Here is a 22,583-nt window from a genome sequence, read left to right as displayed (position 1 = left end):
TGCGCACCTCAAGGGTATCGAGCGTGGTGCCGAGCGGCACAATCGCGCCCGGCCGTCCTCCCCTATGCTCGGAAACATGGCGTCGCAGTGGAAGACGTTTCAGCGGTTGGCGGAGAAGCTGGTGTTCCAGGAAGCACCGAAGGTGATCCGCCAGCTACAGCAGTCGGAGAACCGGCCGCGCACCGTGCAGCAGGGCCTTCAGCAGGGGTTGAAGATCGGGATTGGTGTGGGCCTGTCGGCGCTGGCCGGTGCCGCCGCCAGCACGGCGTCGCCCGCCCTCACCACGGGCCGCCCGGTCACGGACAACAGCGTGCCCACCGCGCACCGGGCCCGCAAGATCGTCTACGCGCCCGATCTCGACGGGCGGGCCGACCCCGGGGAGATCGTGTGGACCTGGGTGGTCTACGAGGACGACCCGACCCGCGGCAAGGACCGCCCGGTGCTCGTCGTCGGCCGGGACCGCCGCACGCTGCTCGGTCTGATGCTGTCCAGCCAGGATCATCACCACGACGATCCGAACTGGGTCGCGATCGGTGCGGGCAACTGGGATTACGACGGCCGGGTCAGCTGGGTGCGGCTGGACCGGGTGCTCGACGTACCCGAGGAAGGCATCCGCCGTGAGGGCGCGATCCTCGACCGCGAGCGGTTCGAAGCCGTCGCCGCCCGGTTGCGGGCCGAATACTCCTGGAGCTGACTTCCTCTCGCGAGCAGACGCAAAACTGCTCATTTTCCGCCGATTTCGGGCAGTTTTGCGTCTGCTCGCGGTCTATGACGATCGCGGCTGCCGCCACATGGGCCACAGCGTGGGGCCGCCGTCGGGCAGCGTCAATTCCCGGGTGACCTCGAAACCGAACCGCTCGTAGTACGCAATGTTGTCGGGATTGCTGGACTCGAGGTAGGCCGGCGCGTACTCGGCGTCACAGCGGTCGAGCCGCGAGCGCATGAGCGCCTGCCCGAAACCGGTTCCACGCACAGCCGGATCGCTGCCGATGATCGCCAGATACCAGTGCGGCTCTTCCGGGTGGTGTTCCTTCATGAGCTCGGCCACCTGCTGGCCGTGCGCCACGCGGCTGCCGAAGGCGCGGACGAAACCCGGCATCATCAGCCACTCCTCGAGGCGCGTCTGCTTCCACCGACCGGGTGGATCCCACAGGGCCGCCGCGCCGACGCCGTCGCCGGCCTCGGCCACCTCCACGCCGCCGCCGCGCAGGAAGTGGTGGCGGGCCATGGTGGCGAACATGCGCTGGAGACCGCGGGTGCGCGCCGCATCGTCGGGCAGCACCCACGTCATCACCGGATCGTCGTGGAAGGCCCGGCCGAGCACTTCGGCCAAGGGCCCGACATCCGGTCTACGCCCGGGACGCACGGCTGCGGCAACCATTCGGACACGATCGCACAGTCACCTGTCTCCGGTGAGTCAGCCGCCGGTGATGTAGGCCTGCAGGTGTTCCTGTTCCGACTGCAACTGCTCCATCCGCGTCTTGACCACGTCGCCGATGCTCACGATCCCGACCAGCCGACCGTTGTCGAGTACTGGCACGTGGCGCACGCGGTTGTTCGTCATCAGCGCTGACAGGTCGTCGACGGGGTCGTCGGGCGTGCACGTCACCACCACGGCGGTCATGATCTCCGCCACCGGCAGGCGCAGCAGATCGGCGCCGCGCACATGGAGTTCGCGCACCACATCGCGCTCGGAGACCATGCCGACCATGCCGTCTGCGCCGACGACGACCATGGCCCCGATGTTGTGGGTGGCCAGTTCGGCCAACAGGCCGATGACCGTCGTCGTGTCCGTGATGGTGGCCACCGCCGACCCCTTGCTGCGCAGCACGTCCGCTATCCGCATCGCCGCCTCCGCCTCTGTGATCGGGCTCACACCAGGCTAGGACGGATTCGCTGTGGACGGAATAGGTATGCGCCGGAAACTAGGCCAGGCGGGTGATCTCCACGACCACGTCGAGGTCGGTGGACCCCTCACCGGAGTAGATGCCCTTGAGCGGTGAGATGTCGGCGTAGTCGCGCCCCACGCCGACGCTGATGTACTGCTCGTTGATGTCGACGTCGTTGGTGGGGTCGTAGTTCCACCAGCCGCCCGTCCACGCCTGGATCCACGCGTGACTCTCGCCTTCGACGGTGTCGCCGACCTTGGCCTTACTCTTGGGGTGCAGATACCCCGACACGTAACGCGCGGGGATTCCCATGCTGCGCAACAGGATCAGCGACAGGTGTGTGAAGTCCTGGCACACGCCCTTACCCGAACGAAGCGCGTCGAGCCCCGACGAGTACACCCCGGTCTTCCCGGTGACGTAGTCGAGTTCGCTGTGCACCCAGTTGGCCGCCGCGGTGACTGCCTCGTACGGGTCGTGGTACTTGGCGATGCGCTCCCCCACCCGCGCGATCCGCCTGCTCTGCGGCGTGTACTCCGTCGGGGTGAGTACCTCGTCGAACCGGTCGATGACCGCCTCGGACCGCAGATCCTCCCACGTCACCGTCTCCGCGGGGTGCTCACCGACATCGGTTTCGACGACCGAGGAAGCGGTCACCTCGAGTTCCAGGTGGGGTGCATGCAGGTCGAACGCCGTCACGGCCGTACCCCAGTAGTCGACATAGCGGTACTGCCGGGTGGCCGGTGCCGTCTCGATCCGGTTGAGGATCACGTTCTGTCGATTGTCCGAACGGGGCGTCAACCTTGCCTCGTTGAACGACGCGGTGACCGGCGACTTGTAGGCATAGCCCGTCGCGTGCACCACCCGCATCCGCCACATCAGTGTCTCCTCTTCGCGCGAGCGCTCATCGGCGCTAGATCTCGCCTTCTTCGATGACCAGCGTATTGCGGCCGGCGTCGGTCCACGCCACCCATGGTGCGGCGTGGAAGTACTGCAGCGCCAACGCTTCTCCGAGGTCACTGCACATCTGCTGCAACGCGGCCAGCCGCTGCTCGAGCGTGTCGAGCAGGACACCGGGATGCATGAACTCCAACTCGCTGCGCGCCCGGCCCAGCAGGCGCTGCGCTTCGGCGGTGGCGCCCAGGCGGTCGTGCGGACGGTGGAGCAGTTCGTCGAGATTGTGCTCGGCCAGCCGCAGCGAGTAGAAGATCGACCGCGGGAACAGGCGGTCGAGCAACATGAACTCGACGACGCGGCCGGCGTCGAGCGCACCGCGATAGGTGCGCAGATACGTGTCGTGCGCGCCGGCCGAGCGCAGCAGCGTGACCCACGCGGGCGACGACGCACTGTCCCCCACCCGCGAGAGCAGCAGGCGCACCGTCATGTCGACGCGTTCGATCGCGCGGCCCAGCACCATGAATCGGTAGCCGTCGTCGCGGCTGAGCGTGGTATCGGCCAGCCCGGCGAACATCGCAGCGCGACCCTCGACGTACGACAGGAACTGATGCGGCCCCAGACGTTTTGCGGCGCGTTCGCGTTCGGGAAGCGCGTTGTAGGTCGTGTTGAGGCACTCCCAGATCTCGGTCGAGGTGACTTCACGTGCGCCACGGGCATTTTCACGCGCCGCTGAAATCGCGTCGATGATCGAGGTGCCGCCCGCACTGTCGCGGGTGAACGCGACGATGTCGGTGAGCGACCACACGTCGAGCGCATGGTCGGGCGCCTCCATGCCGAGTACCCGCAGCAGCGTCCGCGACGCCTGGTCGGGGTCGACGCTCGAGTCCTCGAGCAGTTGGTGCACCGTGACATCGAGGATGCGGGCGGTGTCATCGGCCCGCTCGACGTAGCGGCCGATCCAGTACAGGGATTCGGCGTTGCGTGCCAGCATCACTGACTCACCGCCTCACTGTTGCTGCTGCTGTTGTTGCTGCAGCTGTTCGGCTGTCTGGGTGTCCGCATTCTTCTCCGTCTTGGTGGCCTTGGGCTGCTTGGGTAGCGATCGCACCACCTCGGCGGCGGCGAGCTCCCGATCGGCGACCGATGTGCGCGATGCGAGCACCCAGGTGTCCTTCGACCCTCCGCCCTGGCTGGAGTTGACGACCAGCGAACCCTCCGGCAGCGCGACGCGGGTGAGCCCGCCGGGCAGCACCCACACGTCGTCGCCGTCGTTGACCGCGAACGGCCGCAGGTCGACGTGGCGGGGCGCCAACTTGTCGCCGATCTGCGTCGGCACGGTCGACAGCTGGACCACCGGCTGGGCGACCCAGCCGCGGGGATCGTTGCGGATCTTCTTGCAGATGGTGTTGAGTTCCTTCTCCGAGGCGTCGGGTCCGAAGACGATGCCGTAGCCGCCGGAGCCTTCGACGGGTTTGATGACCAGCTCAGTGACGCGGTCGAGCACCTCTTCGCGCTCCTCGTCGAGCCAGCAGCGGAAGGTGTCGACGTTCGCGAGCAGCGGTTTCTCGCCGAGGTAGTACTCGATGATCGTCGGCACGTAGGTGTAGACGAGCTTGTCGTCGCCGACGCCGTTGCCGACCGCGCTGGAGATCACGACGTTGCCTGCCCTGGCGGCGTTGAGCAGTCCGGCCACCCCGAGCACCGAATCGGGGCGGAACTGCATGGGGTCGAGGTACGCGTCGTCGATGCGGCGGTAGATGACGTCGACCTGCCGCTCACCGCCGGTGGTGCGCATGTACACGGTGTTGTCGCGGCAGAACAGGTCACGGCCTTCGACCAGTTCCACGCCCATCTGCCGCGCCAGCAGCGAATGCTCGAAGTAGGCCGAGTTGTAGACCCCCGGCGTCAGGACCACCACCGTCGGATCGGCCTCGTTGGACGCGGCCGCGTTGCGCAGCGCCCGCAACAGGTGCGACGCATAGTCGCCGACCGCCCGCACCCGGTGGGTGGCGAACAGGTTGGGGAACACCCGCGCCATCGTGCGGCGATTCTCCATCACGTACGACACCCCGGACGGGGACCGCAGGTTGTCCTCGAGGACACGGAAGTTGCCCTGGTCGTCGCGGATCAGGTCGATGCCGGCTACGTGGATGCGCACGCCGTTGGGCGGCCTGATCCCGACGGCCTCGCGATGGAAGTGCTCGCAGGACGTGACCAGCCGGCGCGGGATGACGCCGTCACGAAGGATGTGCTGCTCACCGTAGATGTCGTCGAGGTAGGCCTCCATCGCCCGCACGCGCTGGGAGATGCCCCGCTCCAGCCGCGTCCACTCGGCGGCAGAGATGACCCGGGGTACCAGGTCGAGCGGCAGCGGCCGCTCCTGGCCGGACAGCGAGAACGTGATGCCCTGGTTGATGAGCGCGCGATCGAGCGCGTCGGTGCGGGCGTGCAGATCGGAGGCGTCCGAAGGGGCCATTGCGTTGTGGATGCCCTTATACGGGCCGCGCACGTTGCCCTGGCTGTCGAACATCTCGTCGAAGGCCCGGTCGTAGCCGCCCATCTTGTTGTAACCGGCGAAGATCCCCTCGTGTCGTTTGCTGCGCGCACCGTTGGCGCGGGAGGATCGGGCGGATTCGGGCGGCAGGGTGCGCAGGCTCACGCGTACACTTTGCCCCACGCGTGTCCTTCCGGCAGGTTAGCGGGGCTCACTTTGGTCGATCCGGTGGCGCGCTGGTAACCTGAACAGTCGCTGCCCGCCGGTTCGGCGCGGCCGAAGACTCCGCATCATCCACCGAGATTGACGAAGGACAGCTCTAAACGTGGCCAACATCAAGTCGCAGGAAAAGCGCATCCGTACCAACGAGCGTCGCCGTCTGCGCAACCAGTCGGTGAAGTCCGCGCTGCGCACCGCCGTGCGCGGGTTCCGTGAGGCGCTGGATTCCGGCGACAAGGACAAGGCCGCCGAGCTGCTCGCTGTGACCACCCGCAAGCTGGACAAGGCAGCCAGCGCGGGCGTCATCCACAAGAACCAGGCCGCCAACAAGAAGTCGGCGCTCACGGTCGCGCTCAACAAGCTCTGAGCACGTCCCTTCGCTAGTCGGCGACCAGTTCGGCGACTTTGCGGACCGCTGACTCCAGGGCGTAGTCGCCATCGGCGGCTGCGCCCTTGACGTCGGCATTGAGTGCCGCGACCAGCCGCATCGCCTCGGCGACCGACGCCCGCGACCACCGCCGCGCCTGTTTCTGTGCCTTCTGCACCCGCCACGGCGGCATTCCCAGCTCGCCGGCCAACCGGTAGGGATCACCCGACAGCGGCCCCACCCGTGCGATGGTGTGCACCGCTTCGGCCAGCGCGTCGGCCAGCACCACCTGCGGCTCACCGCTCAGCATCGCCCAGCGCAGCGCTTCGGCGGCCCCGGCGACATCGCCGGTCACCGCCTTGTCGGCGATGTCGAACCCCTTCACCTCAGCCTTGCCGGAGTGATACCGGCGCACGGCCGCCGCGCTGACCTCTCCCGCGGTGTCGGCGACCAGCTGCGAGCACGCTGCGGCCAGTTCGCGGATGTCGGAGCCGACCGCGTCGAGTACCGCCGTGACGGTGTCGTCGGTGACCTTCACCTTGTGCGCGCGGAATTCCTTGCGCACGAAATCCGCCCGGTCGGCGGCCTTGACGATCTTGGCGCAGGGGTGCACTTCGGCGTGGAGCTTCTTGAGCTGATCGGCCAGCGCCTTGGCGCGGCCCCCGCCCGAGTGCACCACGACGAGCATCGTGCCCGGCGGCAGGTCGGCGGCCGCGGTGGCGATCAGCGAGACCGCGTCTTTACCCGCCTCGGCGGCCGCTTCGAGCACCACCACCCGCTCGTCGGAGAACAGCGACGGGCTGAGCAGTTCGGCCAGTTCGCTGGTGCTCACCTCACCGGCGCGCAGCCGGTTGACCGGGACGTCGTCGGTGCCGGCGAGCTTGCGCGCGCTTTTCAGCACAGTCGCCACCGCGCGCTCGACGAGCAGTTCCTCGTCCCCCAGAACCAGATGTAGGGCTGCGACCTGTCCGCTCACCCGACGATGGTGTCACGCGCCCCCGACACCGCCGAGCGCGGCGTGGCCGGACAACGCCCACGCCAAAAGACAGAGCATCCCACCGCCTGCGGCGACCCGCACCCATCGCCATCGCCAGGACACCACGACTGCGACGGCGCACACCGCGACCGTCCCCACCCCGGCCCAGCCGGACGGCACCGGCACGGAGGCGCCGGGCACGGCCGCCGCCCATTCGGCCACGCGGAGCAGCCACCACAGCTGCGGTCCGGTGAAGCGGATCAGCAGCCCCGCACCTGCCGGCCACAGCGGGCACAGCGCCGCGGCCGCGGTGCCGATCACCGTGATGGGCGGAATGACCGGGGCGACAATCACATTGGCGAGTACGGACACGAGGCTGACGCTGCCGGAGATACCCGCCACCAGGGGCGCGGTCACCAGTTGCGCCGCCATCGCGATACTCACGGTGTCGGCGAGCAGCTTGGGCCAGCCCCGCGCGCTCAGCCGTCGCGACCACACGGGCGCGATCACCACGAGACCCGCCGTCGCCGCCACCGAGAGCGCGAAGCCGGCGTCGACGGCCAGTTCGGGCGCGGCGATCAGGAGCAGCAGCACGCTGGCCGCCAGCGCGGGGATGGCCTGCCTGCGGCGGTGGGTGACCATCGCGACCAGGGTGATACCGCCCATCACCGCGGCACGCAGCACGCTGGCGGACGGTTGCACGACCACGACGAAAGCGATCAGCGCCGCAGCGGCCAGCGCCACCGCTGCCCGCGGGCCGAGCACCGCCGCACTGAGCAGCACCGCGCCGCACACGATGGTCACGTTCGCGCCCGACACCGCGGTCAAGTGGGTCAGTCCAGCTGCGCGAAAGTCCGCGATGGTGTCGGCGGGCACCGCCGCGGTGTCGCCGAGCACCAGTGCGGGCAGCATCGCGGCCTGCTCTGACGGCAGCACACCGCGTGCGGCGCCGGCGAATTCGGTGCGGATGTGCTGGGCCACCCGATGCACGGGTGCGGCCTCCCCCACGGTGGCGTCGCCCGTCGCCGACAGCACGGCCACGCTGAGGTCACGCCGCGTCGGCCTGCTGATCCGCGCGCGAAACGCAGCCGGGCGGCCCGCGCTCACCTCCGAGAAGCCCTTCATGGACGCGAAGACGACGACGCGCCCCGACATGGGCCGGCCGTCCACGTCGTGCACGACGGCCCGGAACATCAGCCGGGCGCCGCCCAGTGGTCGCGGGCTGTCGCCGGGAGTGACCGTCACGACCGCCGTGGTGCCGTAACGCGCGACGATCGGGTGGTTCTGAACCTGGTCGACCCGCACACTCACTGCGAGGGCGAACGCCCCGCCCAGGACGGCGACGGCCGTGATGCCCGCGGCCGCCGAGCGCACCGCCGCGGTGACCGTCCTGCCGCCACCACCGCACACCGCTGCCGCCGCCGTCACTGCGACCCCTCCGAGCAGCACCAGAATCGCGGCGGCGGTGTGCCAGTGGATGCCTGCCGCGGTCACCGCCCAACCGGTCGAGGCCGCAGGCACCAGCCTCAGGTCGAGCGGCGCCGCCTCGTCGCTCACACATGAACCAGCTCACGCAGTTTGGCCAGCCGTGCCGGGCCGATGCCGTCGACCTCGCCGAGTTGGTCGACGCTGCCGAACGCACCGTTGGCATCCCGCCAGGCGACGATCGCCGCCGCGGTGACGGGACCGACGCCCGGCAGCGTGTCGAGCTGTTCGACGGTCGCGGTGTTGAGGTTCACCGGCTCCCCCGGTCCGCCGCCTGGGCTGTCGGGCGCGGTGCCGGGTGGTGCGGCGCCACCGTCTTGGGCGCCGGTCGTCGAACTGCCCATGGTGGTCGGCTGGCCGGGGGCGGCGGCGATGCCGACGATGATCTGTTCACCGTCGGTCAGCCGGCGCGCCATGTTCAGCCCGATGAGGTCGGCGCCGTCGACCGCTCCCCCGGCGGCCTCCAGCGCGTCGGCGATCCGGGCGCCCGGGGGCAGCGTCACCAGGCCTGGCCGGTGCACCAGCCCGACGACGCTGACCACCACCGGCTGGTCTGCCGCGGGTGGACCCGGCTTGGGCGACGCCGACGACACCATCTCGACCGCAGGCAGTTTCGCTGCCACCACCGGTGGCGGATCGTCGCGCCACAGGGTGAACACGGTGACCAGCACGGCGACGACGCCCACGACGGCCAGCCCGACGACGCCGGCGCGTCCGGGGTCGGCGCGCACCGCCGCCACCCAGCCGGGCCTCTCCTGTGTCGCCGTATCGGGCAGCCACCGGGACAGGGCGGTGTCGGGCCGCGCCTCGTCGTGGTCGGGCTCCTCCTCGGCGCCGAGTCGACGCTGCAGCCGCTCGGCCGGCTCTTCGGTCCGCATGCGCCCGACGGTAGGGACGCCGTCCGTCGGGTCAGCCGGGATCCGCGCCGCAGCGGGTGTGGTTGTGGACAGGCGCCGCGCTGTGGAGAACCTTCAGTTCCCCCAGCCGTCGGCGCGCCAGCACGTCCAGTCGATCTCGACCCGGGCGCCGACCGCGAGACCGGTGACCCCGACACACGTGCGCGACGGCAGGCGGTCGGGGAACCACGCGGCGTAGGCGGCGTTGAATGCCGCGTACTCCGCCCAGTCGAGCAGGTACGCCCGGACCGAGACCACGTCGTCCAGGCCGCCACCGCACAGTTCGGTGACCTGCAGCAGATTCCGCATCACCTGATCGGTCTGCTCCTCGATGGCCGTGCCGACGACATTGCCGCTGTGGTCGGTCGGCATCTGGCCGGTGACGTACAGCGTCTGCGCTGCGGCCGTGGCGTGGGCGAAGGGGGCCACCGCGGGAGGTACGCCGTCGGCCGGTGTGAAAGTGAAAGATCGGATCGTCATCACCCCTAGTGTCTAGGAGCGAACCGCAGGCTCGACGAGGAGGCTCGCCCATGACGACAGCGACCACGCCCCTGCGCGTGATCCAGTGGACCACCGGCAACATCGGCAAGCGGTCACTGCACGCCATCATCGGCCGCGACGACATGGAGCTGGTGGGCGTCTACGCCCACGGCGCCGCCAAGGTCGGGGTGGACGCCGCCGAGCTCGCGGGGTTGCCGGAGCCGACCGGTGTCACCGCCACCGACGACATAGAGGCCCTGGTGGCGCTGCGGCCCGACGCCTGCTGTTACAACCCGCTGTGGCCCGACATCGACGAATTGACCCGACTGCTCGAGGCCGGGATCAACGTGTGCTCCAGCGCGGCGTGGATCACCGGGGGCAAGCAGTCCACCGAGGATCTCGACCGCATCCGGAAAGCTTGCGAGAAAGGCAATTCCACGATCTTCGGCAGCGGTGCACATCCCGGTATGACGAATATGGTGGGCATGGTCCTGTCCGGCGCCTGCGAGCGCGTCGACGAGATCCGCATCACCGAGTCGGTGGACTGCTCGACCTACGAATCGGCAGGTACGCAGACTGCGATGGGATTCTCGCAGGACCCCGGGACGCCGGGGTTGGCCGAAAGTGTCCGCCGGGAGAGCGAGGTGTTCGCCGAATCCGCGGCGATGATGGCCGATGCGATCGGCGCCACGCTCGACCGCATGACCTTCGACGTCGAATTCACCACCGCCACTGGCCATACCGACCTGGGGTTCATGCAGATCCCGGCGGGCACCGTCGCGGGGGTCTACGGCTACCACCGCGGCTGGGTCGGAGAGCGCAATGTCGTCAGCGTCGGGTTCAACTGGACCATGGGCGATCACGTCACCCCGCCGAAACCGCTCGAGCACGGTCACGTCATCCAGGTGTTCGGGATCCCCAATATGCGAACGGTGCTGCACTGTCTTCCGCCGCGGGACTGGACCGAACCGGGTTTCATGGGCCTCGGGATGATCTACACCGCCATGCCGGTGACCAACGCGGTCCCGGCCGTGGTCGCCGCGCCTGCGGGCATCGTGACACTCAAGGATCTGCCACCGGTCACCGGTCGCATCGGCTAGCTCGCCCTCGCCCTCGCCCTACGGTTGTTGACGCGTATCGCGTGAAATCCGTCAACAACCGTAGCGTCGGCGGGGCACACGTCAGTTCGACAGGCTCACACACACTCCCACGGCCTGTGCGCCGACGTGTATCGCCAGCACGGCGCCCATGTCGGTGACCGTGAGCGTCTCGATCTGCGGCAGCCGTTCGGTCAGCGCCGCGCCGACCGCGTCCGCCGCGTCGTGGTTGTCGACGTGGTGAACGACGACGGTGGCGCGGCGATCCCCGACGAACTCCGCCACCTGGTCGACGAGCGCGGCGTGCGCCTTGGACGCGGTGCGGATGCGCTGGGCGAGCACCAGCCTGCCGTCGACGTCCACGCGCAGCAGCGGTTTCAGCGACAGCGCGGTCCCCAGCCACGAGGCGGTCGCGCCGATCCGTCCGCTGCGCCGCAGGTTGTCGAGCCGGTGCACCACGATGAACGCCGACCCGCGCGGTACCGCCGACCGCGCCGCGGCCTCGACGGTGTCGAGGTCACCGCCGTCGGCCGCACACCGCGCCGCCGCCAGTGCGACGAAGCCGACCCCCATCGCCGCCGAACGCGAGTTGACCACGCGCACAAGCGGTCCGAACTCGCGGGCCGCAATCACCGCCGAGCTGAAAGTGCTCGACAACGCCGCTGAGAGATGCACCGCGACCACGCCGTCACCCCCGCTGTCGTCCAGTGCCCGCCGGTAGGCCTTGCCGAGCTCACCCGGCGTCGCCCCCGACGTCGTCACGTGGGCCCGCTCGTGGATGTCGTTGGGCACGACGTCCACCCCGTCGCGCAGATCGTGCTCGTCGACCAGCACATGCAGCGGAACCTGTCGGATGTTCCAGCGGGTCAGCTCATCTGCGGACAACCGCGACGAGGCATCGGTCACCACCACCACCGGCATGGATCAGCTACCCGAAATGCTCTGTGCGACACCGGCTTCGGCAAGCGCCTTGAGCATCAGCCCGGCAACCGCCTGATGCGCCTCGAAATTCCAGTGGATCCCGTCGGGGTTGCCCCGCCCGCTCAGGACCTCCTCGGCCACGGCGGCTTTGAGGTCCACCAGCGGAACATCGTGTCGGCCTGCCCATTCGGTGATCGCCCGCACCGTACCGGCCCGGCCGCGATGGGCCTTCCCGTAGCTCTCGGCCACGTGCACCGACGGCAGTGACGCCACGATCGGGATGCCGGGGCGATTGAAGTCGATGGCGCCGCGAGTCATCTCGAGGTACTCGGCGCTCAGGTGCGGCGGCAGCGCGGGCCGCGCGACGGGTGACAGCCGCGGTTGGACCCAGCCGTAGCCCTCGCGCACCCACCTGCGCAACCACGGCGGCCGCACGTAGCGGATCGACTCGCGCAGTGCGGTGGGCAGCGGCGAGGGAAGCGAGTCCATGCCGCCGGTGGCGAAGACGACTGCACCGGCGCGGGGCAGCGCCGCCCACGCCCGCGGATCCTGCGTCGCCGCCCACCACACGTCGCGGCATGTCCAGCCGATGCGGCCGATGAGGTCGAGATCCCAACCCAGCTGGTCGGCAACGAGATTGGGCCAGATCCGCGGATCGTCCGACGGCAGTCCGCCGCCCGGGCCATAGTAGGCCAGCGAATCGGCGAAGACCAGCAGCGTTCGGCGGCCGGGGACAGGCTCAGAGGACGTCATGGCCTACCTGCGCCGAGGCGTTCCACACATCCAGCCGCCAACGAATGTCGTCGAGGCCGGCGTCGTGCGGCGAATGCCCCGACAGCTGTACCCAACTGGCGTTGCCCATCCCGCCCAACACCGGCCAGTTGTCCACCGGCAGCCCCAGCAGGTCCGCGGTCAGCGCCGCGATGAGCCCGCCGTGTGCGACGAGCACCACGGGACGGTCGGCGTTTCCGTCGGTATCTGATCCCCACTCCGGTTGTCCAGCAACCAATTCGGCGACCAGTGGCCGACTGCGGGCCGCCACGTCGACGCGGCTCTCCCCGCCGTGCGGCGCCCACCGGGCGTCGTCCCGCCAGGCCAGCCGCGCACCCGGCGCGGCGGCGTCGACCTCCAGGTGGGTCATCCCCTGCCAGTCGCCCAGATGGGTTTCCCGCAGCCGCGGGTCCACCGACACCGGCAACCCGGCGCGCTCGCCGAGCGCGAGGGCGGTGTCCAGGGCGCGGCGCAGATCCGAGGACACGATCAGCAGGGGCTGGCGCTTGGCGAGCGCCTCGGCAGCGACGACCGCCTGTTCGCGCCCGAGTTCGGACAGTTCGGTGTCGAGTTGGCCCTGCATCCGCCGGCCGGCGTTGAAGTCGGTCTGGCCGTGCCGCAACAGCACCAGCCGGCGCACCCTCACGATTCGTCGCCCGCCTCACCTCGCGCAAGCGGCTCATCGCTGTCTGATTCTCTTCGCGCGAGCGGCTCATCGGCCTCCAGATCGACCGGAACCAGCGGGCAGTCCCGCCACAGCCGGTCGAGTGCGTAGAAGTTGCGCTCGTCCTGGTGCTGGATGTGGACGACGATGTCGACGTAGTCGAGCAGCGTCCACCGTCCCTCGCGGGTGCCCTCCCGGCGCGCCGGCTTGTAACCGGCCAGCCGCAGTTTCTCCTCGACCTCGTCGACGATCGCGTTCACCTGGCGTTCGTTGCTCGCCGAGGCGATGACGAAGCAGTCGGTGATCACGAGTTGGCCGGAGACGTCTATGACGACGACGTCGTCGGCGAGTTTCGACGACGCCGCGCGGGCGGCGATGGTCGCCATCTGGATGGCTTCATCGGTGGCGGTCATGTGGGTCCTCAGCTTTCGAGCGGTTCGGGGAGATAGAGCCTGCGCTTGGTGACGTACTGCACCACTCCGTCGGGCACCAGGTACCAGATGGGGCGTGCCTCACCGGCACGCTTACGGCAGTCGCTCGACGAGATCGCCAACGCGGGCACCTCGACCAACGAGAGCGCGTCGACGGGAAGTTCCCGAAGGGCGGCCGAGATGTGACTGCCGTCCAGCGCGTAGCCGGGTCGGCTGACCCCGACGAACCGCGCGATGGAGAACATCTCCTGCCAGTTCTGCCACGACAGGATCGACCCGAGAGCATCGGCTCCGGTGATGAAGTACAGGTCGGCGTCGGGGTTCTGCTCGTGCAGATCGCGCAGCGTGTCCTTGGTGTAGGTCGGGCCGCCCCGGTCGATGTCCACCCGGCTCACGGAGAACCGGGGGTTGGAGGCCGTGGCGATGACCGTCATCAGGTACCGGTCCTCCGGGGCGGTGACCTGGCGGTCGTCCTTCTGCCAGGGCTGTCCGGTCGGCACGAACACGACCTCGTCGAGTTCGAACAGGTCGGCCACCTCGCTGGCGGCGACCAGGTGTCCGTTGTGAATGGGGTCGAACGTCCCGCCCATCACGCCCAGCCTCCGCGGGCGCCGCTCTTCGCGCGAGCGGCTCATCGGACCAGACTGCACGAACAGCGAGCTTACGGCAGCCGAGCTGCCCTCAGACCGGTGCGCGGTCGGCCGTGAGCACCTCGGAGACCTCGAACGCCGCGCGGTCGGCGCGGTAGACGTCGCGCGCGAACTCCACGCAGCGCCCGGCCTCGTCCTCGGTGCGGCGGGTCAGCAGGGTGCCTGCCGATCCGGCGCGTACGGCAAGCGCGGAGCTGGATGCGTCGTCGAGCACGATCGACTCGAGCACCGCGGTCGACCGGGCCAGCCGCACTCCGTACCGGTCGCGCAGCACCGCCCACAGCGAACCCTCTTCGGGTGCGTCGAGGATGCCCGGCGTCAGGTCGGCCGGCAGGAAAGTGGTTTCGAGTGCGACGGGCGCGTCGTCGACGCTGCGCAACCGGTGGAACACGTGCACCGCTGCCCCGTCGGCGAGCCCGAGCGCCAGTCGCACGGCCGGTGTCGGCTGCTGCTTCTCGGCCCAAAGCAGGCGGGCGGCGGGCCGGCGTCCGAGCCGCGACACCTCCTCGGAGAAGCTGCCGATGTGGAACCGCACCCGCGGTTCGGCGACGAATGTGCCGCGGGGTGGTCTGCGGTAGACCACTCCTTCGCTCTCCAGCAGCGACAACGCCTGACGGGCGGTCATCCGGCTGACGCCGTGCTGGTCGGCGAGTTCGCGTTCCGACGGCAGCAGCGTGTGCGGTCCGAGCTGGTCAGTGACGATTCTGTCCCGTACCACCGCCGCGATCGCCAGGTAGCGCGGCGGGTCGCCCCCGCCCGGCGGCGATCTCTTCCTCGCGGCGGCCGGCATGTGTGCAGCGTAGTCCGAAGCGATAACCACGTGGTCTAGGCCATGCTCCGGGGTGAACGCCTCGGTAACCGGGTTGACGATGATGCGGCTCAGATTCATACTACGGTTCAACCACATGGTCTATACCACTGGAGGAACTATGCCCGGTCCTGTTCCCGCCGGCCGGGACGCCGCCGACCTCGCGCAGTTCGGATATTCGCAATCCCTGGAGCGGCGCACCGGGAAGTTCGCGTCGTTCGCGGTGGCGTTCGCGTTCGTCTCCATCGCGACCGGCATCTTCACCACCTACGGCGCGGTGCTGAACTCATCGGGGCCGATCGGCATCTGGACGTGGCCCATCGCGGTCGTCGGACAATTGGCGGTCGCGTTCGTGCTGGGCGCGCTGGCCTCGCGCATCCCGGTGACCGGATACCACTACCAGTGGATGTCACGGCTGGCGAACCCCGTGCTGGGCTGGATCATCGGCTGGATCTCGTTCACGTTCCTGGCCATCGTGGTCGTCGCCGTCGACTACACGATCGCCTCGACGATCCTGCCCGTGCTGCTGAACTACGAGGGGACGTCGACGATCGCCTGGCTGGTGACCGCGCTCGTGCTGTTGGCGCAGTTCCTGCTGGTGGCGTTCTCCACACCCTGGGCGGAGCGGGTCAACAACAGCTTCGTCACCCTGGAACTGATCGGGATGGTCGCGCTGACCGTGCTGCTGCTCGTGGTCGCCGCGATCCGCGGAGACATGGACTTCGGCAACCTGTTCAGCCGCGGCGCTGTCCCGCCCGAGGGCTTCTGGAGCTTCGGCGACTGGACGTCGGCCGGGCCCTGGATGCTCGGATTCCTGCTCGGCGCCTTCACGATCGTGGGCTTCGAATCGGCCGCCAACCTGGCCGAGGAGACCCACGACCCCGAGCGGGTCGTGCCCCGCGCGATGTGCCAGGCCGTCCTCGCCTCCGGTGTGCTGGGCTTCCTGTTCCTCGTCGCGGTGACGCTGGCGGCGGGCGATCCGGTGGCCCTCGCCGAATCCGGCACCCCTATCGCCGACGTCATCGAGTCCACGTTGGGTTCGGTTGTCGCGACGCTGCTGCTGCTGATGGTGGTGCTGGCGATCTTCGCGTGCGGTCTGGTCATCATGATCACCGGCGTGCGGGTCACCTGGGCGATGTCGCGCGACAAGCGCTTCCCCGGCTGGCAGCAGTGGGACCAGATCTCGTCTCGGTTCCACACCCCCTTCAAGGCCGCGGTGCTCTATTTCGTCGTCGCCCAACTCATCCTGGCGGTGTTCTCCCGCTCCGAGACCGCGCTGTTCACCCTCTTCGGCGCCGCGACGCTGCTGCCCGCGGTGATGTACGCCTCAACCGTTGTGCTGTACCTGGTCAAGCGGAAGTCACTGCCTGCCAACGGCAAGTTCGACCTCGGCGCCTGGGAGATCCCGATCGTCGTGGTGTCGGTGGTGTGGCTGGTCTTCGAACTGGCGCTGTTCCGCGATTCCAGTTTCTCCGAGGCGTGGTCGTACGTCATCGTCATGGTCGTGATCGGTGCTCTCTACCTCGGCTATCTGCTGGCGACCCGCGGCCGCCACGGTTTGTCGATGCCCGATATGCACTCGATCGACGCCGAACTCGACCGTGAGGCCGCGAACGACTGATGACACATCTGCTCGCCATCGATCAGGGCACGTCGGGGACGAAAGCCATCGTCGTCGATTACGGCGCCGACGGGTCCGGTCATGTCCGCTCGGTCGCCGAGGTCGCGTTGCGACCGCAGTACCTCGCGGGCGGCGCCGTCGAGCAAGACCCGGAGGCCCTGTGGGATTCTGTGGTCGAGGCGGGCCGAGAAGCGTTGGCGCAGGCGGGAGTCAGTGTCGACGGGGTTGCACTCGCCAATCAGGGGGAGACGGTCCTGGCCTGGGACCGCCACACCGGCCGACCGCTCACCCCGGCGATCGTGTGGCAGGACCGTCGGGCCGAGTCGGTGTGCGCACCGCTGGCCGACTCGGCCGAGCGCGTCGCCCAGCGCACGGGTCTGGTGCTCGACCCGTACTTCTCGGCGCCCAAGATGGCGTGGCTGCGGAAGAATCTGACGGGTGCCGGCGTGGTCACCACCACCGACACGTGGCTGGTGCACCGATTGTGCGGCGCCTTCGTCACCGACGCGTCCACCGCCAGCCGCTCACTGCTGACCGCGCTGGACTCGCCGTCGTGGGACGGTGAGCTGCTCGAGCTGTTCGGGCTCGCCGGCGAGACGCTGCCCACGATCGTCGACTGCGACGAAATCGTCGGCGAGACAGATGTTTTCGGACCGACAATCCCGGTCGCCGGGCTGATCGTCGACCAGCAGGCCGCACTGCTCGCCGAGAGCTGCCTCGAACCGGGCGCCGCCAAATGCACCTACGGCACCGGGGCGTTCCTGCTTGCTCAACTCGGCGCCACCCCGGCGCTGTCGTCATCGGGCCTGACGACGTCGGTGGCATGGCGGTTGCGCGGGCAGACGTCGTACTGCGCCGACGGTCAGGTGTACACCGCGGCGTCGGCCGTGCGGTGGGCAGTCGATCTCGGACTGGTGCCCGCCGCCGACCAACTCGACACCGTGGCCGCCGACTCGAGCAACGGCGTGCTGTGCGTCCCCGCGCTGGCGGGTCTGGCTGCGCCGTGGTGGGATTCGGGTGCGACGGCGTCGTTCACCGGGATGACGCTGTCCAGCGGGCGCGGACATCTGGTGCGGGCACTGCTCGACGGCATCGCCGCCCAGGTCACCGCGCTGGCCGACCTGGTCGCCACCGATCTCGGCCGGCCACTGACCCGGTTGCGGGTCGACGGCGGACTCACCCGCTCGACGGTGCTGATGCAGGCCCAGGCCGATCTCGCGCAGATCCCGGTCGACGTGTATCCGTCCCTGCACGCCACCGCACTGGGCGCCGCCGCGTGTGCGCGCATGGCGATGGACCCCGCGCTCACGCCCGCCGAAGCCGTCGGCCCGTGGACCCCCGTCCACACCTACCACCCCCAATGGCCCGCCGAGCGAGCTACCGACCATATGAGCCGCTGGCGGCGCACGGCGGAATCGACCCTTCGGAACCGAGGAGAAACGTCATGAGTACCCCCGACGTCAGCGACGTCGTCGTGGTCGGTGCGGGCATCGTGGGCAGCGCGATCGCGCGCGCCCTGGCCGGCACCACGTCGTCGGTGACGCTGCTGGAAGCACGCGGCGATGTCGGCGACGGCACCAGCAAGGCGAATACGGCGTTGCTGCACACCGGCTTCGACGCCAAACCCGGCACCTTGGAGTCGAGGCTGGTGGCCCGCGGATACGACCTGCTCGGCGCCTACGCCGAGCAGGTGGGCATTCCCGTCGAGCGCACCGGTGCGTTGCTGGTCGCGTGGACCGACGAAGAGCGCGACGCGTTACCGGGTCTTCAGGACAAGGCCGTGCGCAACGGCTACACCGCATGCGAGATCGTCGACGCCGCAACCGTGTATCGGCTGGTGCCCGACCTCGGACCGGGAGCGCTGGCGGGGTTGTCCGTGCCCGGCGAGGCACTCATCTGCACCTGGACCACCAACCTCGCGCTGGCCACCGACGCCGTGCAGCGGGGCGCGCGGCTGGTCCGGAATGCGCGTGTCCTGCAGGCGGAATCGGGCGACGGCCACACCACGCTTCGCACGACCGCCGGTGACATCCGCGGCCGCTGGATCATCAACGCCGCGGGCCTGGGCGCCGATCACCTCGATGCCGCGTTCGGCCATCACCGCTTCACGGTCACACCGCGCCGCGGGGAACTCCTCGTGTTCGACAAGCTGACCCGGCCGATGGTGCCGCTCATCGTGCTCGCGGTGCCGTCGTCGCGAGGTAAGGGCGTGCTCGTCAGCCCCACCATCTACGGCAACGTGATGGTCGGACCGACATCGGAGAACCTGACCGACCGCACCGCCACCGACACCAGCGAGGAGGGGTTCGACTTCCTGCTGTCCAAGGGGCGCGCGTTGATGCCCACGCTGTTCGAGGAGGAGGTCACCGCCAGCTATGCGGGTCTGCGCGCGGCCATCGACTCCGAGGACTACCTGATCGACGTCGACGACGCTGCGCGCTATGTGCTGGTCGGTGGTATCCGCTCGACCGGTCTGACGTCGGGCATGGCGATCGCCGAGCACGTGATGGGCCTGCTCGCCGACACCGATCTCGACGTCACCGCCCGCGCCGACCTACCCGACCCGCCGCTGATGCCCAACATCGGCGAGGTCGGGGTACGTCCCTTCGAGGATGCCGGCCGCATCGCCGCGGACGCCGCCTACGGGCGCATCGTGTGCTTCTGCGAGCGCGTCACCGCCGGTGAGATCCGTGACGCGTTCTCCTCGACGATTCCGCCCGCCGATCTCGACGGGCTGCGACGGCGGACGCGGGTGATGAACGGGCGCTGCCAGGGGTTCTACTGCGGTGCGCACACTCGCGCACTGCTGGAGTCGCACGGCGTCGAGGACACCTACGACGTGGGCGCAGTGCAATGACGGTGCCGACTCAGAAGGTCGCGGTGGCGATCATCGGCGGCGGCCCGTCTGGGCTCACCGCTGCGGCGGCCCTCGCCCCCGACGTCGACGTCCTGGTCCTCGAACGGGAAGCGGAGCTCGGCGGAATCCCCCGGCACAGTGACCATCCCGGCTACGGGATGCGCGACCTCCACCGGTTCATGTCCGGGCCCGCCTACGCGCGGCGACTGACCGTGAAAGCGCTCGACGCCGGCGCCATGCTCGAGACCGAGGCGATGGTGACGGGGTGGGGTGGTGAGCGCCTGCTGCAGGTGACCTCACCGCGCGGCGTTCGGACGGTGTCGGCCGACGCGGTGGTACTCGCCACCGGTGCACGCGAACGCCCCCGGCCGGCCCGGCTGATTCCGGGTGACCGACCCGACGGGGTGTACACCACCGGGCAACTGCAGAACCTGGTGCACCTGCACCGTGCGCAGGTCGGCGCGCGCGCCCTGATCGTCGGCGCCGAACTGGTCAGCTGGTCGGCGGTGCTCACGCTGCGCGAGGCGGGCTGCGCCACGGTCGCGATGATCACGAGCCACCCGCGTTCGGAATCGTATGCGGCGTTCCGCATTCCGGGCCGCACATTGACAGAGGGGCCGGTGCTCACACGCAGCCGACTGGTGAGCATCCACGGCAAGGACCGGGTCCGAAGCGCGGTGGTGGAGCACCTCGGCACCGGTGAGCGCACCACCGTCGAGTGCGACACCGTCGTGTTCACCGGCGACTGGATTCCCGACCACGAACTGGCGCGCACCGCAGGTCTGACGATGGACGCCGGTACCCGTGGGCCCGTCGTCGACGCCGCGTTACGCACCAGTGCGCCAGGGGTATTCGCGGTGGGAAACCTGCTCCACCCCGTCGACACCGCCGACGGCGCCGCACTCGACGGCCGGCACGTCGCTGCCGCGGTGCGGGGCTGGCTGCAACGCCACCAGGCCCCGGAGACCGGTGTGCGCATCCGCACCGACGGGCCGTTCACGTGGGTCGCCCCGCAGCTCATCACCCCCAACGGCGGCACCGCGTCGCGTGGCGATCTACTGTTCTGGGTCGAGGAGTACCGCCGACTGCCGAAGCTGCGGGCGGTGCAGGACGGGCGCATGCTGGCGACGGCACGCACGCCGTGGCCGGCGGCGCCGGGACGGGTCTTCCGCGCACCGTGGTCCCTGGTGGCGCGGGCGGATCCGAACGGCGGCGACGTGACGGTGTCGTTCGCCTGATCTCTCCCCGCGCGAGCAGACATAGAATCGCCCTTTCCGGCAACGAATCACGCGATTCTGTGTCTGCTCGCGAGAAGAAAGTTACTGTGCTGCCACGACGGCCCGGAAACGCACGTCACCTGATCGCACCCGCTCGATCGCCCGGTTGATGTCGCCCATGGGGAAGGTCTCGACCAACGGCCGCACGCCCGTGCGAGCGGCGAACTCGAGCATCTGCATGGTCTCCTGACGCGACGCCGGGACCCCTCCGGAGATCGTCTTCTCCGAGACCAGAAGCGACAGCGGACCGATCTGGATCGCGCTCTCCGGCATGCCGACCACGCACAGTGTCCCCTGCGGCTTCAAGGCGGCCAGATAGTCATCCCAGGGGATGTCGCCGGAAACGGTGCTCAGGATGAAGTCGAATGTGCCTGCTGCCCGGTCTAATTCGTCGGTGCCACGGGTTCCGATGAAGTGGTCGGCACCCAGTCCCACGGCCTGGTCCCGCTTGCCGGATGAGGAGGAGATCGCGGTGACCTCGCAACCCCAGGCCCTGGCGAACTGGATCGCCAGGTGACCGAGTCCCCCGATGCCGACGATGCCGACGTGATCGGTGGGCTTGACGCCGTGCCTGAGGAACGGCGCGAACACCGTGACGCCTGCGCAGAGCAGCGGGCCGGCGTCCTGCAGTTCGATGGCCTCGGGGAGCGGGTAGGCGAAGCGCCAGTCGCTGGCTCGCACCGAGGAGGCAAAGCCACCGCGGTCGCCGCGCAGCACCGTGTCGTCCCTACTGAGACAAAGCTGCTGACGACCGGTGAGGCAGAACTCGCAGCTCATGCACGAACCCGCGATGGCGCCGACCACTACACGTTGGCCGACCGCGAGCCGTTCGGGGTCGACCATCGTCCCGACGGCCGACACCACGCCCGCGGCCTCGTGGCCGGCGACCAACGGGAAGTTCGCGTAGCCCCAGTCGTTGTCGATCATCACCAGATCGCTGTGACAGATCCCGCAGTGGGTGACGTCGACATCGACTTCGAGTGGGCCGAGCTCGCCGGCCTCGTACTGGTACGGGGCGAGTTCGGCGCCGGCACTGGTTGCCGCAAAAGCATTGACACGCATGGGTTTCCTTCCAGAAGGTGAGTGGCCGGCATGTGGATCGGACCGACCTCGGCGCCAACATGAACGCCAAACTAACTAGTTAGTTTTTCTACACCCTGACGTTAACCCCCGCACAGGTGATGTGTCAAACAAACCAGTTAGTTACAGTGATCGCATGAGGGACGGTCCGGACACGCGACGCCGCATACTCGACGCGGCGGCGGCCGAATTCGCGGCCTACGGGATCGCCGGTGCCCGCGTCGACCGCATTTCGGCGAACGCGAAGGCGAACAAAGCCCGGCTCTACGCCTACTTCGGCAACAAGGACGGGCTCTTCGATCAGGTATTCGGTGAGCTCGCCCAGACGATCATGAATGCGGTGCCGTTCACCCCTGAGGACCTACCCGGTTATGCTGCAAGCCTTTTCGATACCTGTCTCGACAGTCCCGACATCGTGCGCCTTTCGACATGGGCGCGGCTGGAACGGGTGCAGGCCGGCGAGTTCGCCGTGGAACTGCGAGCGGATACCGAGAAGAAAGTGCGTTCGATCGCGGAGGCTCAAGCCAACAACCTCGTCAACCCGCGGTTGGACCCTCACGACGTGTTGACGATGATCATGGCCATGGCGTTGGCGTGGTCGCCCGCGAGCCTGTCCTACACGGCAACCCGTAGCGATCCCGCCGAAGACACTGCCCGACGGAGACGCGCACTCATCGAGATGGTGGGTAACGCGGTGTCCGCCTGA

At 69.0% G+C, this 22,583-nt stretch carries 24 protein-coding genes; 8 read left to right on the top strand and 16 right to left on the bottom strand.

From position 1 onward, the window contains the following. The first annotated feature begins 76 nt into the window (after positions 1–76). Complete coding sequence (locus I7X18_RS10460; RefSeq protein ID WP_226863893.1) at positions 77–694, top strand: type II toxin-antitoxin system PemK/MazF family toxin; 618 nt, start codon at positions 77–79, stop codon at positions 692–694. Between the two features lie 72 nt (positions 695–766). Here I7X18_RS10460 and I7X18_RS10455 read toward each other — a convergent pair whose 3' ends face one another. The 5 genes from I7X18_RS10455 to I7X18_RS10435 all read right to left on the bottom strand — a co-directional run bounded on the left by I7X18_RS10455 (position 767) and on the right by I7X18_RS10435 (position 5,343). Further along, positions 767–1,381 (bottom strand): GNAT family N-acetyltransferase, encoded by a 615-nt coding sequence (locus I7X18_RS10455; protein WP_193047196.1) that lies wholly within the window; start codon positions 1,379–1,381, stop codon positions 767–769. Positions 1,382–1,417: 36 nt separating this feature from the next. Next, positions 1,418–1,846 carry a CBS domain-containing protein gene (locus I7X18_RS10450; protein WP_193047293.1) on the bottom strand — a complete coding sequence of 143 codons (429 nt, stop codon included), beginning with the start codon at positions 1,844–1,846 and terminating at the stop codon, positions 1,418–1,420. 79 nt (positions 1,847–1,925) lie between these two features. Continuing rightward, complete coding sequence (locus I7X18_RS10445; RefSeq protein WP_193047195.1) at positions 1,926–2,765, bottom strand: transglutaminase family protein; 840 nt, start codon at positions 2,763–2,765, stop codon at positions 1,926–1,928. Positions 2,766–2,799: 34 nt separating this feature from the next. Further along, positions 2,800–3,774, bottom strand: coding sequence for an alpha-E domain-containing protein (locus I7X18_RS10440; protein WP_193047194.1), 975 nt, complete (start codon positions 3,772–3,774; stop codon positions 2,800–2,802). 15 nt (positions 3,775–3,789) lie between these two features. Then, the gene (locus tag I7X18_RS10435; protein WP_404822834.1) at positions 3,790–5,343 is read right to left on the bottom strand and encodes a circularly permuted type 2 ATP-grasp protein; all 1,554 of its coding nucleotides are present in this window, start codon (positions 5,341–5,343) and stop codon (positions 3,790–3,792) included. Positions 5,344–5,602: 259 nt separating this feature from the next. Here I7X18_RS10435 and rpsT point away from each other — a divergent pair, with 259 nt between their 5' ends. Then, the gene (gene rpsT / locus I7X18_RS10430; protein ID WP_193047193.1) at positions 5,603–5,863 is read left to right on the top strand and encodes a 30S ribosomal protein S20; all 261 of its coding nucleotides are present in this window, start codon (positions 5,603–5,605) and stop codon (positions 5,861–5,863) included. Positions 5,864–5,876: 13 nt separating this feature from the next. Here the strand turns inward: rpsT and holA are convergent, their stop codons facing one another. The 4 genes from holA to I7X18_RS10410 all read right to left on the bottom strand — a co-directional run bounded on the left by holA (position 5,877) and on the right by I7X18_RS10410 (position 9,700). Then, positions 5,877–6,839, bottom strand: a complete 963-nt coding sequence (gene holA / locus I7X18_RS10425) for a DNA polymerase III subunit delta (RefSeq protein WP_193047192.1) — start codon at positions 6,837–6,839, stop codon at positions 5,877–5,879. Positions 6,840–6,851: 12 nt separating this feature from the next. Continuing rightward, positions 6,852–8,396, bottom strand: coding sequence for a ComEC/Rec2 family competence protein (locus tag I7X18_RS10420; protein WP_193047191.1), 1,545 nt, complete (start codon positions 8,394–8,396; stop codon positions 6,852–6,854). After that, on the bottom strand, positions 8,393–9,202 hold the full coding sequence (locus I7X18_RS10415; RefSeq protein ID WP_193047190.1) for a ComEA family DNA-binding protein: 810 nt from the start codon (positions 9,200–9,202) through the stop codon (positions 8,393–8,395). The genes I7X18_RS10420 and I7X18_RS10415 overlap by 4 nt, the downstream gene beginning before the upstream one ends. 93 nt (positions 9,203–9,295) lie before the next feature. Next, positions 9,296–9,700, bottom strand: a complete 405-nt coding sequence (locus I7X18_RS10410; protein WP_193047189.1) for a RidA family protein — start codon at positions 9,698–9,700, stop codon at positions 9,296–9,298. Positions 9,701–9,750: 50 nt separating this feature from the next. On the opposite strand from I7X18_RS10410, the gene I7X18_RS10405 reads away from it, so the two are divergent. Next, positions 9,751–10,800, top strand: a complete 1,050-nt coding sequence (locus I7X18_RS10405) for an NAD(P)H-dependent amine dehydrogenase family protein (RefSeq protein ID WP_193047188.1) — start codon at positions 9,751–9,753, stop codon at positions 10,798–10,800. Between the two features lie 81 nt (positions 10,801–10,881). Here I7X18_RS10405 and I7X18_RS10400 read toward each other — a convergent pair whose 3' ends face one another. From I7X18_RS10400 to I7X18_RS10375, 6 genes are read right to left on the bottom strand one after another with little or no spacing between them, the layout of a single operon-like run. Further along, on the bottom strand, positions 10,882–11,718 hold the full coding sequence (locus I7X18_RS10400) for a DegV family protein (RefSeq protein ID WP_193047187.1): 837 nt from the start codon (positions 11,716–11,718) through the stop codon (positions 10,882–10,884). 3 nt (positions 11,719–11,721) lie between these two features. Then, positions 11,722–12,471 carry a diglucosylglycerate octanoyltransferase gene (gene octT / locus I7X18_RS10395; protein WP_193047186.1) on the bottom strand — a complete coding sequence of 250 codons (750 nt, stop codon included), beginning with the start codon at positions 12,469–12,471 and terminating at the stop codon, positions 11,722–11,724. After that, a complete protein-coding gene (gpgP, locus tag I7X18_RS10390; RefSeq protein ID WP_193047185.1) occupies positions 12,458–13,135 on the bottom strand; it encodes a glucosyl-3-phosphoglycerate phosphatase in 678 nt (225 codons plus the stop codon). The genes octT and gpgP overlap by 14 nt, the downstream gene beginning before the upstream one ends. Continuing rightward, entirely contained in the window at positions 13,132–13,566 is a 435-nt protein-coding gene (gene rsfS, locus I7X18_RS10385) for a ribosome silencing factor (RefSeq protein WP_193047184.1), read from the bottom strand. Before rsfS ends, gpgP begins: the two co-directional genes overlap by 4 nt. Positions 13,567–13,574: 8 nt before the next feature. Next, the gene (gene nadD, locus I7X18_RS10380; protein ID WP_193047183.1) at positions 13,575–14,219 is read right to left on the bottom strand and encodes a nicotinate-nucleotide adenylyltransferase; all 645 of its coding nucleotides are present in this window, start codon (positions 14,217–14,219) and stop codon (positions 13,575–13,577) included. Positions 14,220–14,265: 46 nt separating this feature from the next. Further along, complete coding sequence (locus tag I7X18_RS10375; RefSeq protein WP_193047182.1) at positions 14,266–15,024, bottom strand: GntR family transcriptional regulator; 759 nt, start codon at positions 15,022–15,024, stop codon at positions 14,266–14,268. Between the two features lie 139 nt (positions 15,025–15,163). Between I7X18_RS10375 and I7X18_RS10370 the strand changes: the two genes are divergently transcribed. The 4 genes from I7X18_RS10370 to I7X18_RS10355 are packed head-to-tail and all read left to right on the top strand — an operon-like array spanning position 15,164 to position 20,758. Further along, positions 15,164–16,663 (top strand): amino acid permease, encoded by a 1,500-nt coding sequence (locus tag I7X18_RS10370; protein WP_193047181.1) that lies wholly within the window; start codon positions 15,164–15,166, stop codon positions 16,661–16,663. After that, a complete protein-coding gene (locus I7X18_RS10365) occupies positions 16,663–18,111 on the top strand; it encodes an FGGY family carbohydrate kinase (protein WP_193047180.1) in 1,449 nt (482 codons plus the stop codon). Before I7X18_RS10370 ends, I7X18_RS10365 begins: the two co-directional genes overlap by 1 nt. Continuing rightward, positions 18,108–19,520 carry an NAD(P)/FAD-dependent oxidoreductase gene (locus I7X18_RS10360; protein ID WP_193047179.1) on the top strand — a complete coding sequence of 471 codons (1,413 nt, stop codon included), beginning with the start codon at positions 18,108–18,110 and terminating at the stop codon, positions 19,518–19,520. Before I7X18_RS10365 ends, I7X18_RS10360 begins: the two co-directional genes overlap by 4 nt. Further along, positions 19,517–20,758 carry an NAD(P)/FAD-dependent oxidoreductase gene (locus I7X18_RS10355; RefSeq protein ID WP_193047178.1) on the top strand — a complete coding sequence of 414 codons (1,242 nt, stop codon included), beginning with the start codon at positions 19,517–19,519 and terminating at the stop codon, positions 20,756–20,758. Before I7X18_RS10360 ends, I7X18_RS10355 begins: the two co-directional genes overlap by 4 nt. Positions 20,759–20,839: 81 nt before the next feature. On the opposite strand, the gene I7X18_RS10350 is transcribed toward I7X18_RS10355, so the two are convergent. Continuing rightward, positions 20,840–21,859 (bottom strand): NAD(P)-dependent alcohol dehydrogenase, encoded by a 1,020-nt coding sequence (locus I7X18_RS10350; protein ID WP_193047177.1) that lies wholly within the window; start codon positions 21,857–21,859, stop codon positions 20,840–20,842. Between the two features lie 154 nt (positions 21,860–22,013). Between I7X18_RS10350 and I7X18_RS10345 the strand changes: the two genes are divergently transcribed. Continuing rightward, the gene (locus tag I7X18_RS10345; protein ID WP_193047176.1) at positions 22,014–22,583 is read left to right on the top strand and encodes a TetR/AcrR family transcriptional regulator; all 570 of its coding nucleotides are present in this window, start codon (positions 22,014–22,016) and stop codon (positions 22,581–22,583) included.

The sequence above is a fragment of the Mycolicibacterium baixiangningiae genome (genome assembly GCF_016313185.1).
In the GTDB taxonomy this organism is placed as follows: domain Bacteria; phylum Actinomycetota; class Actinomycetes; order Mycobacteriales; family Mycobacteriaceae; genus Mycobacterium; species Mycobacterium baixiangningiae.
This window is presented reverse-complemented; position numbering and strand designations above follow the sequence as displayed.

Coding starts and splice junctions, on each gene's coding strand:
- I7X18_RS10405 (WP_193047188.1), top strand. CDS start 9,751: ATGACGACAGCGACCACGCCCCTGCGCGTGATCCAGTGGACCACCGGC.
- I7X18_RS10415 (WP_193047190.1), bottom strand. CDS start 9,202: ATGCGGACCGAAGAGCCGGCCGAGCGGCTGCAGCGTCGACTCGGCGCC.
- I7X18_RS10435 (WP_404822834.1), bottom strand. CDS start 5,343: ATGGGCGGCTACGACCGGGCCTTCGACGAGATGTTCGACAGCCAGGGC.
- I7X18_RS10440 (WP_193047194.1), bottom strand. CDS start 3,774: ATGCTGGCACGCAACGCCGAATCCCTGTACTGGATCGGCCGCTACGTC.
- nadD (WP_193047183.1), bottom strand. CDS start 14,219: ATGAGCCGCTCGCGCGAAGAGCGGCGCCCGCGGAGGCTGGGCGTGATG.
- I7X18_RS10370 (WP_193047181.1), top strand. CDS start 15,164: ATGCCCGGTCCTGTTCCCGCCGGCCGGGACGCCGCCGACCTCGCGCAG.
- I7X18_RS10450 (WP_193047293.1), bottom strand. CDS start 1,846: ATGCGGATAGCGGACGTGCTGCGCAGCAAGGGGTCGGCGGTGGCCACC.
- I7X18_RS10375 (WP_193047182.1), bottom strand. CDS start 15,024: ATGCCGGCCGCCGCGAGGAAGAGATCGCCGCCGGGCGGGGGCGACCCG.
- octT (WP_193047186.1), bottom strand. CDS start 12,471: ATGACGTCCTCTGAGCCTGTCCCCGGCCGCCGAACGCTGCTGGTCTTC.
- I7X18_RS10350 (WP_193047177.1), bottom strand. CDS start 21,859: ATGCGTGTCAATGCTTTTGCGGCAACCAGTGCCGGCGCCGAACTCGCC.
- I7X18_RS10445 (WP_193047195.1), bottom strand. CDS start 2,765: ATGTGGCGGATGCGGGTGGTGCACGCGACGGGCTATGCCTACAAGTCG.
- I7X18_RS10460 (WP_226863893.1), top strand. CDS start 77: ATGGCGTCGCAGTGGAAGACGTTTCAGCGGTTGGCGGAGAAGCTGGTG.
- I7X18_RS10400 (WP_193047187.1), bottom strand. CDS start 11,718: ATGCCGGTGGTGGTGGTGACCGATGCCTCGTCGCGGTTGTCCGCAGAT.
- I7X18_RS10345 (WP_193047176.1), top strand. CDS start 22,014: ATGAGGGACGGTCCGGACACGCGACGCCGCATACTCGACGCGGCGGCG.
- I7X18_RS10410 (WP_193047189.1), bottom strand. CDS start 9,700: ATGACGATCCGATCTTTCACTTTCACACCGGCCGACGGCGTACCTCCC.
- I7X18_RS10365 (WP_193047180.1), top strand. CDS start 16,663: ATGACACATCTGCTCGCCATCGATCAGGGCACGTCGGGGACGAAAGCC.
- I7X18_RS10355 (WP_193047178.1), top strand. CDS start 19,517: ATGACGGTGCCGACTCAGAAGGTCGCGGTGGCGATCATCGGCGGCGGC.
- I7X18_RS10455 (WP_193047196.1), bottom strand. CDS start 1,381: ATGGTTGCCGCAGCCGTGCGTCCCGGGCGTAGACCGGATGTCGGGCCC.
- rsfS (WP_193047184.1), bottom strand. CDS start 13,566: ATGACCGCCACCGATGAAGCCATCCAGATGGCGACCATCGCCGCCCGC.
- I7X18_RS10360 (WP_193047179.1), top strand. CDS start 18,108: ATGAGTACCCCCGACGTCAGCGACGTCGTCGTGGTCGGTGCGGGCATC.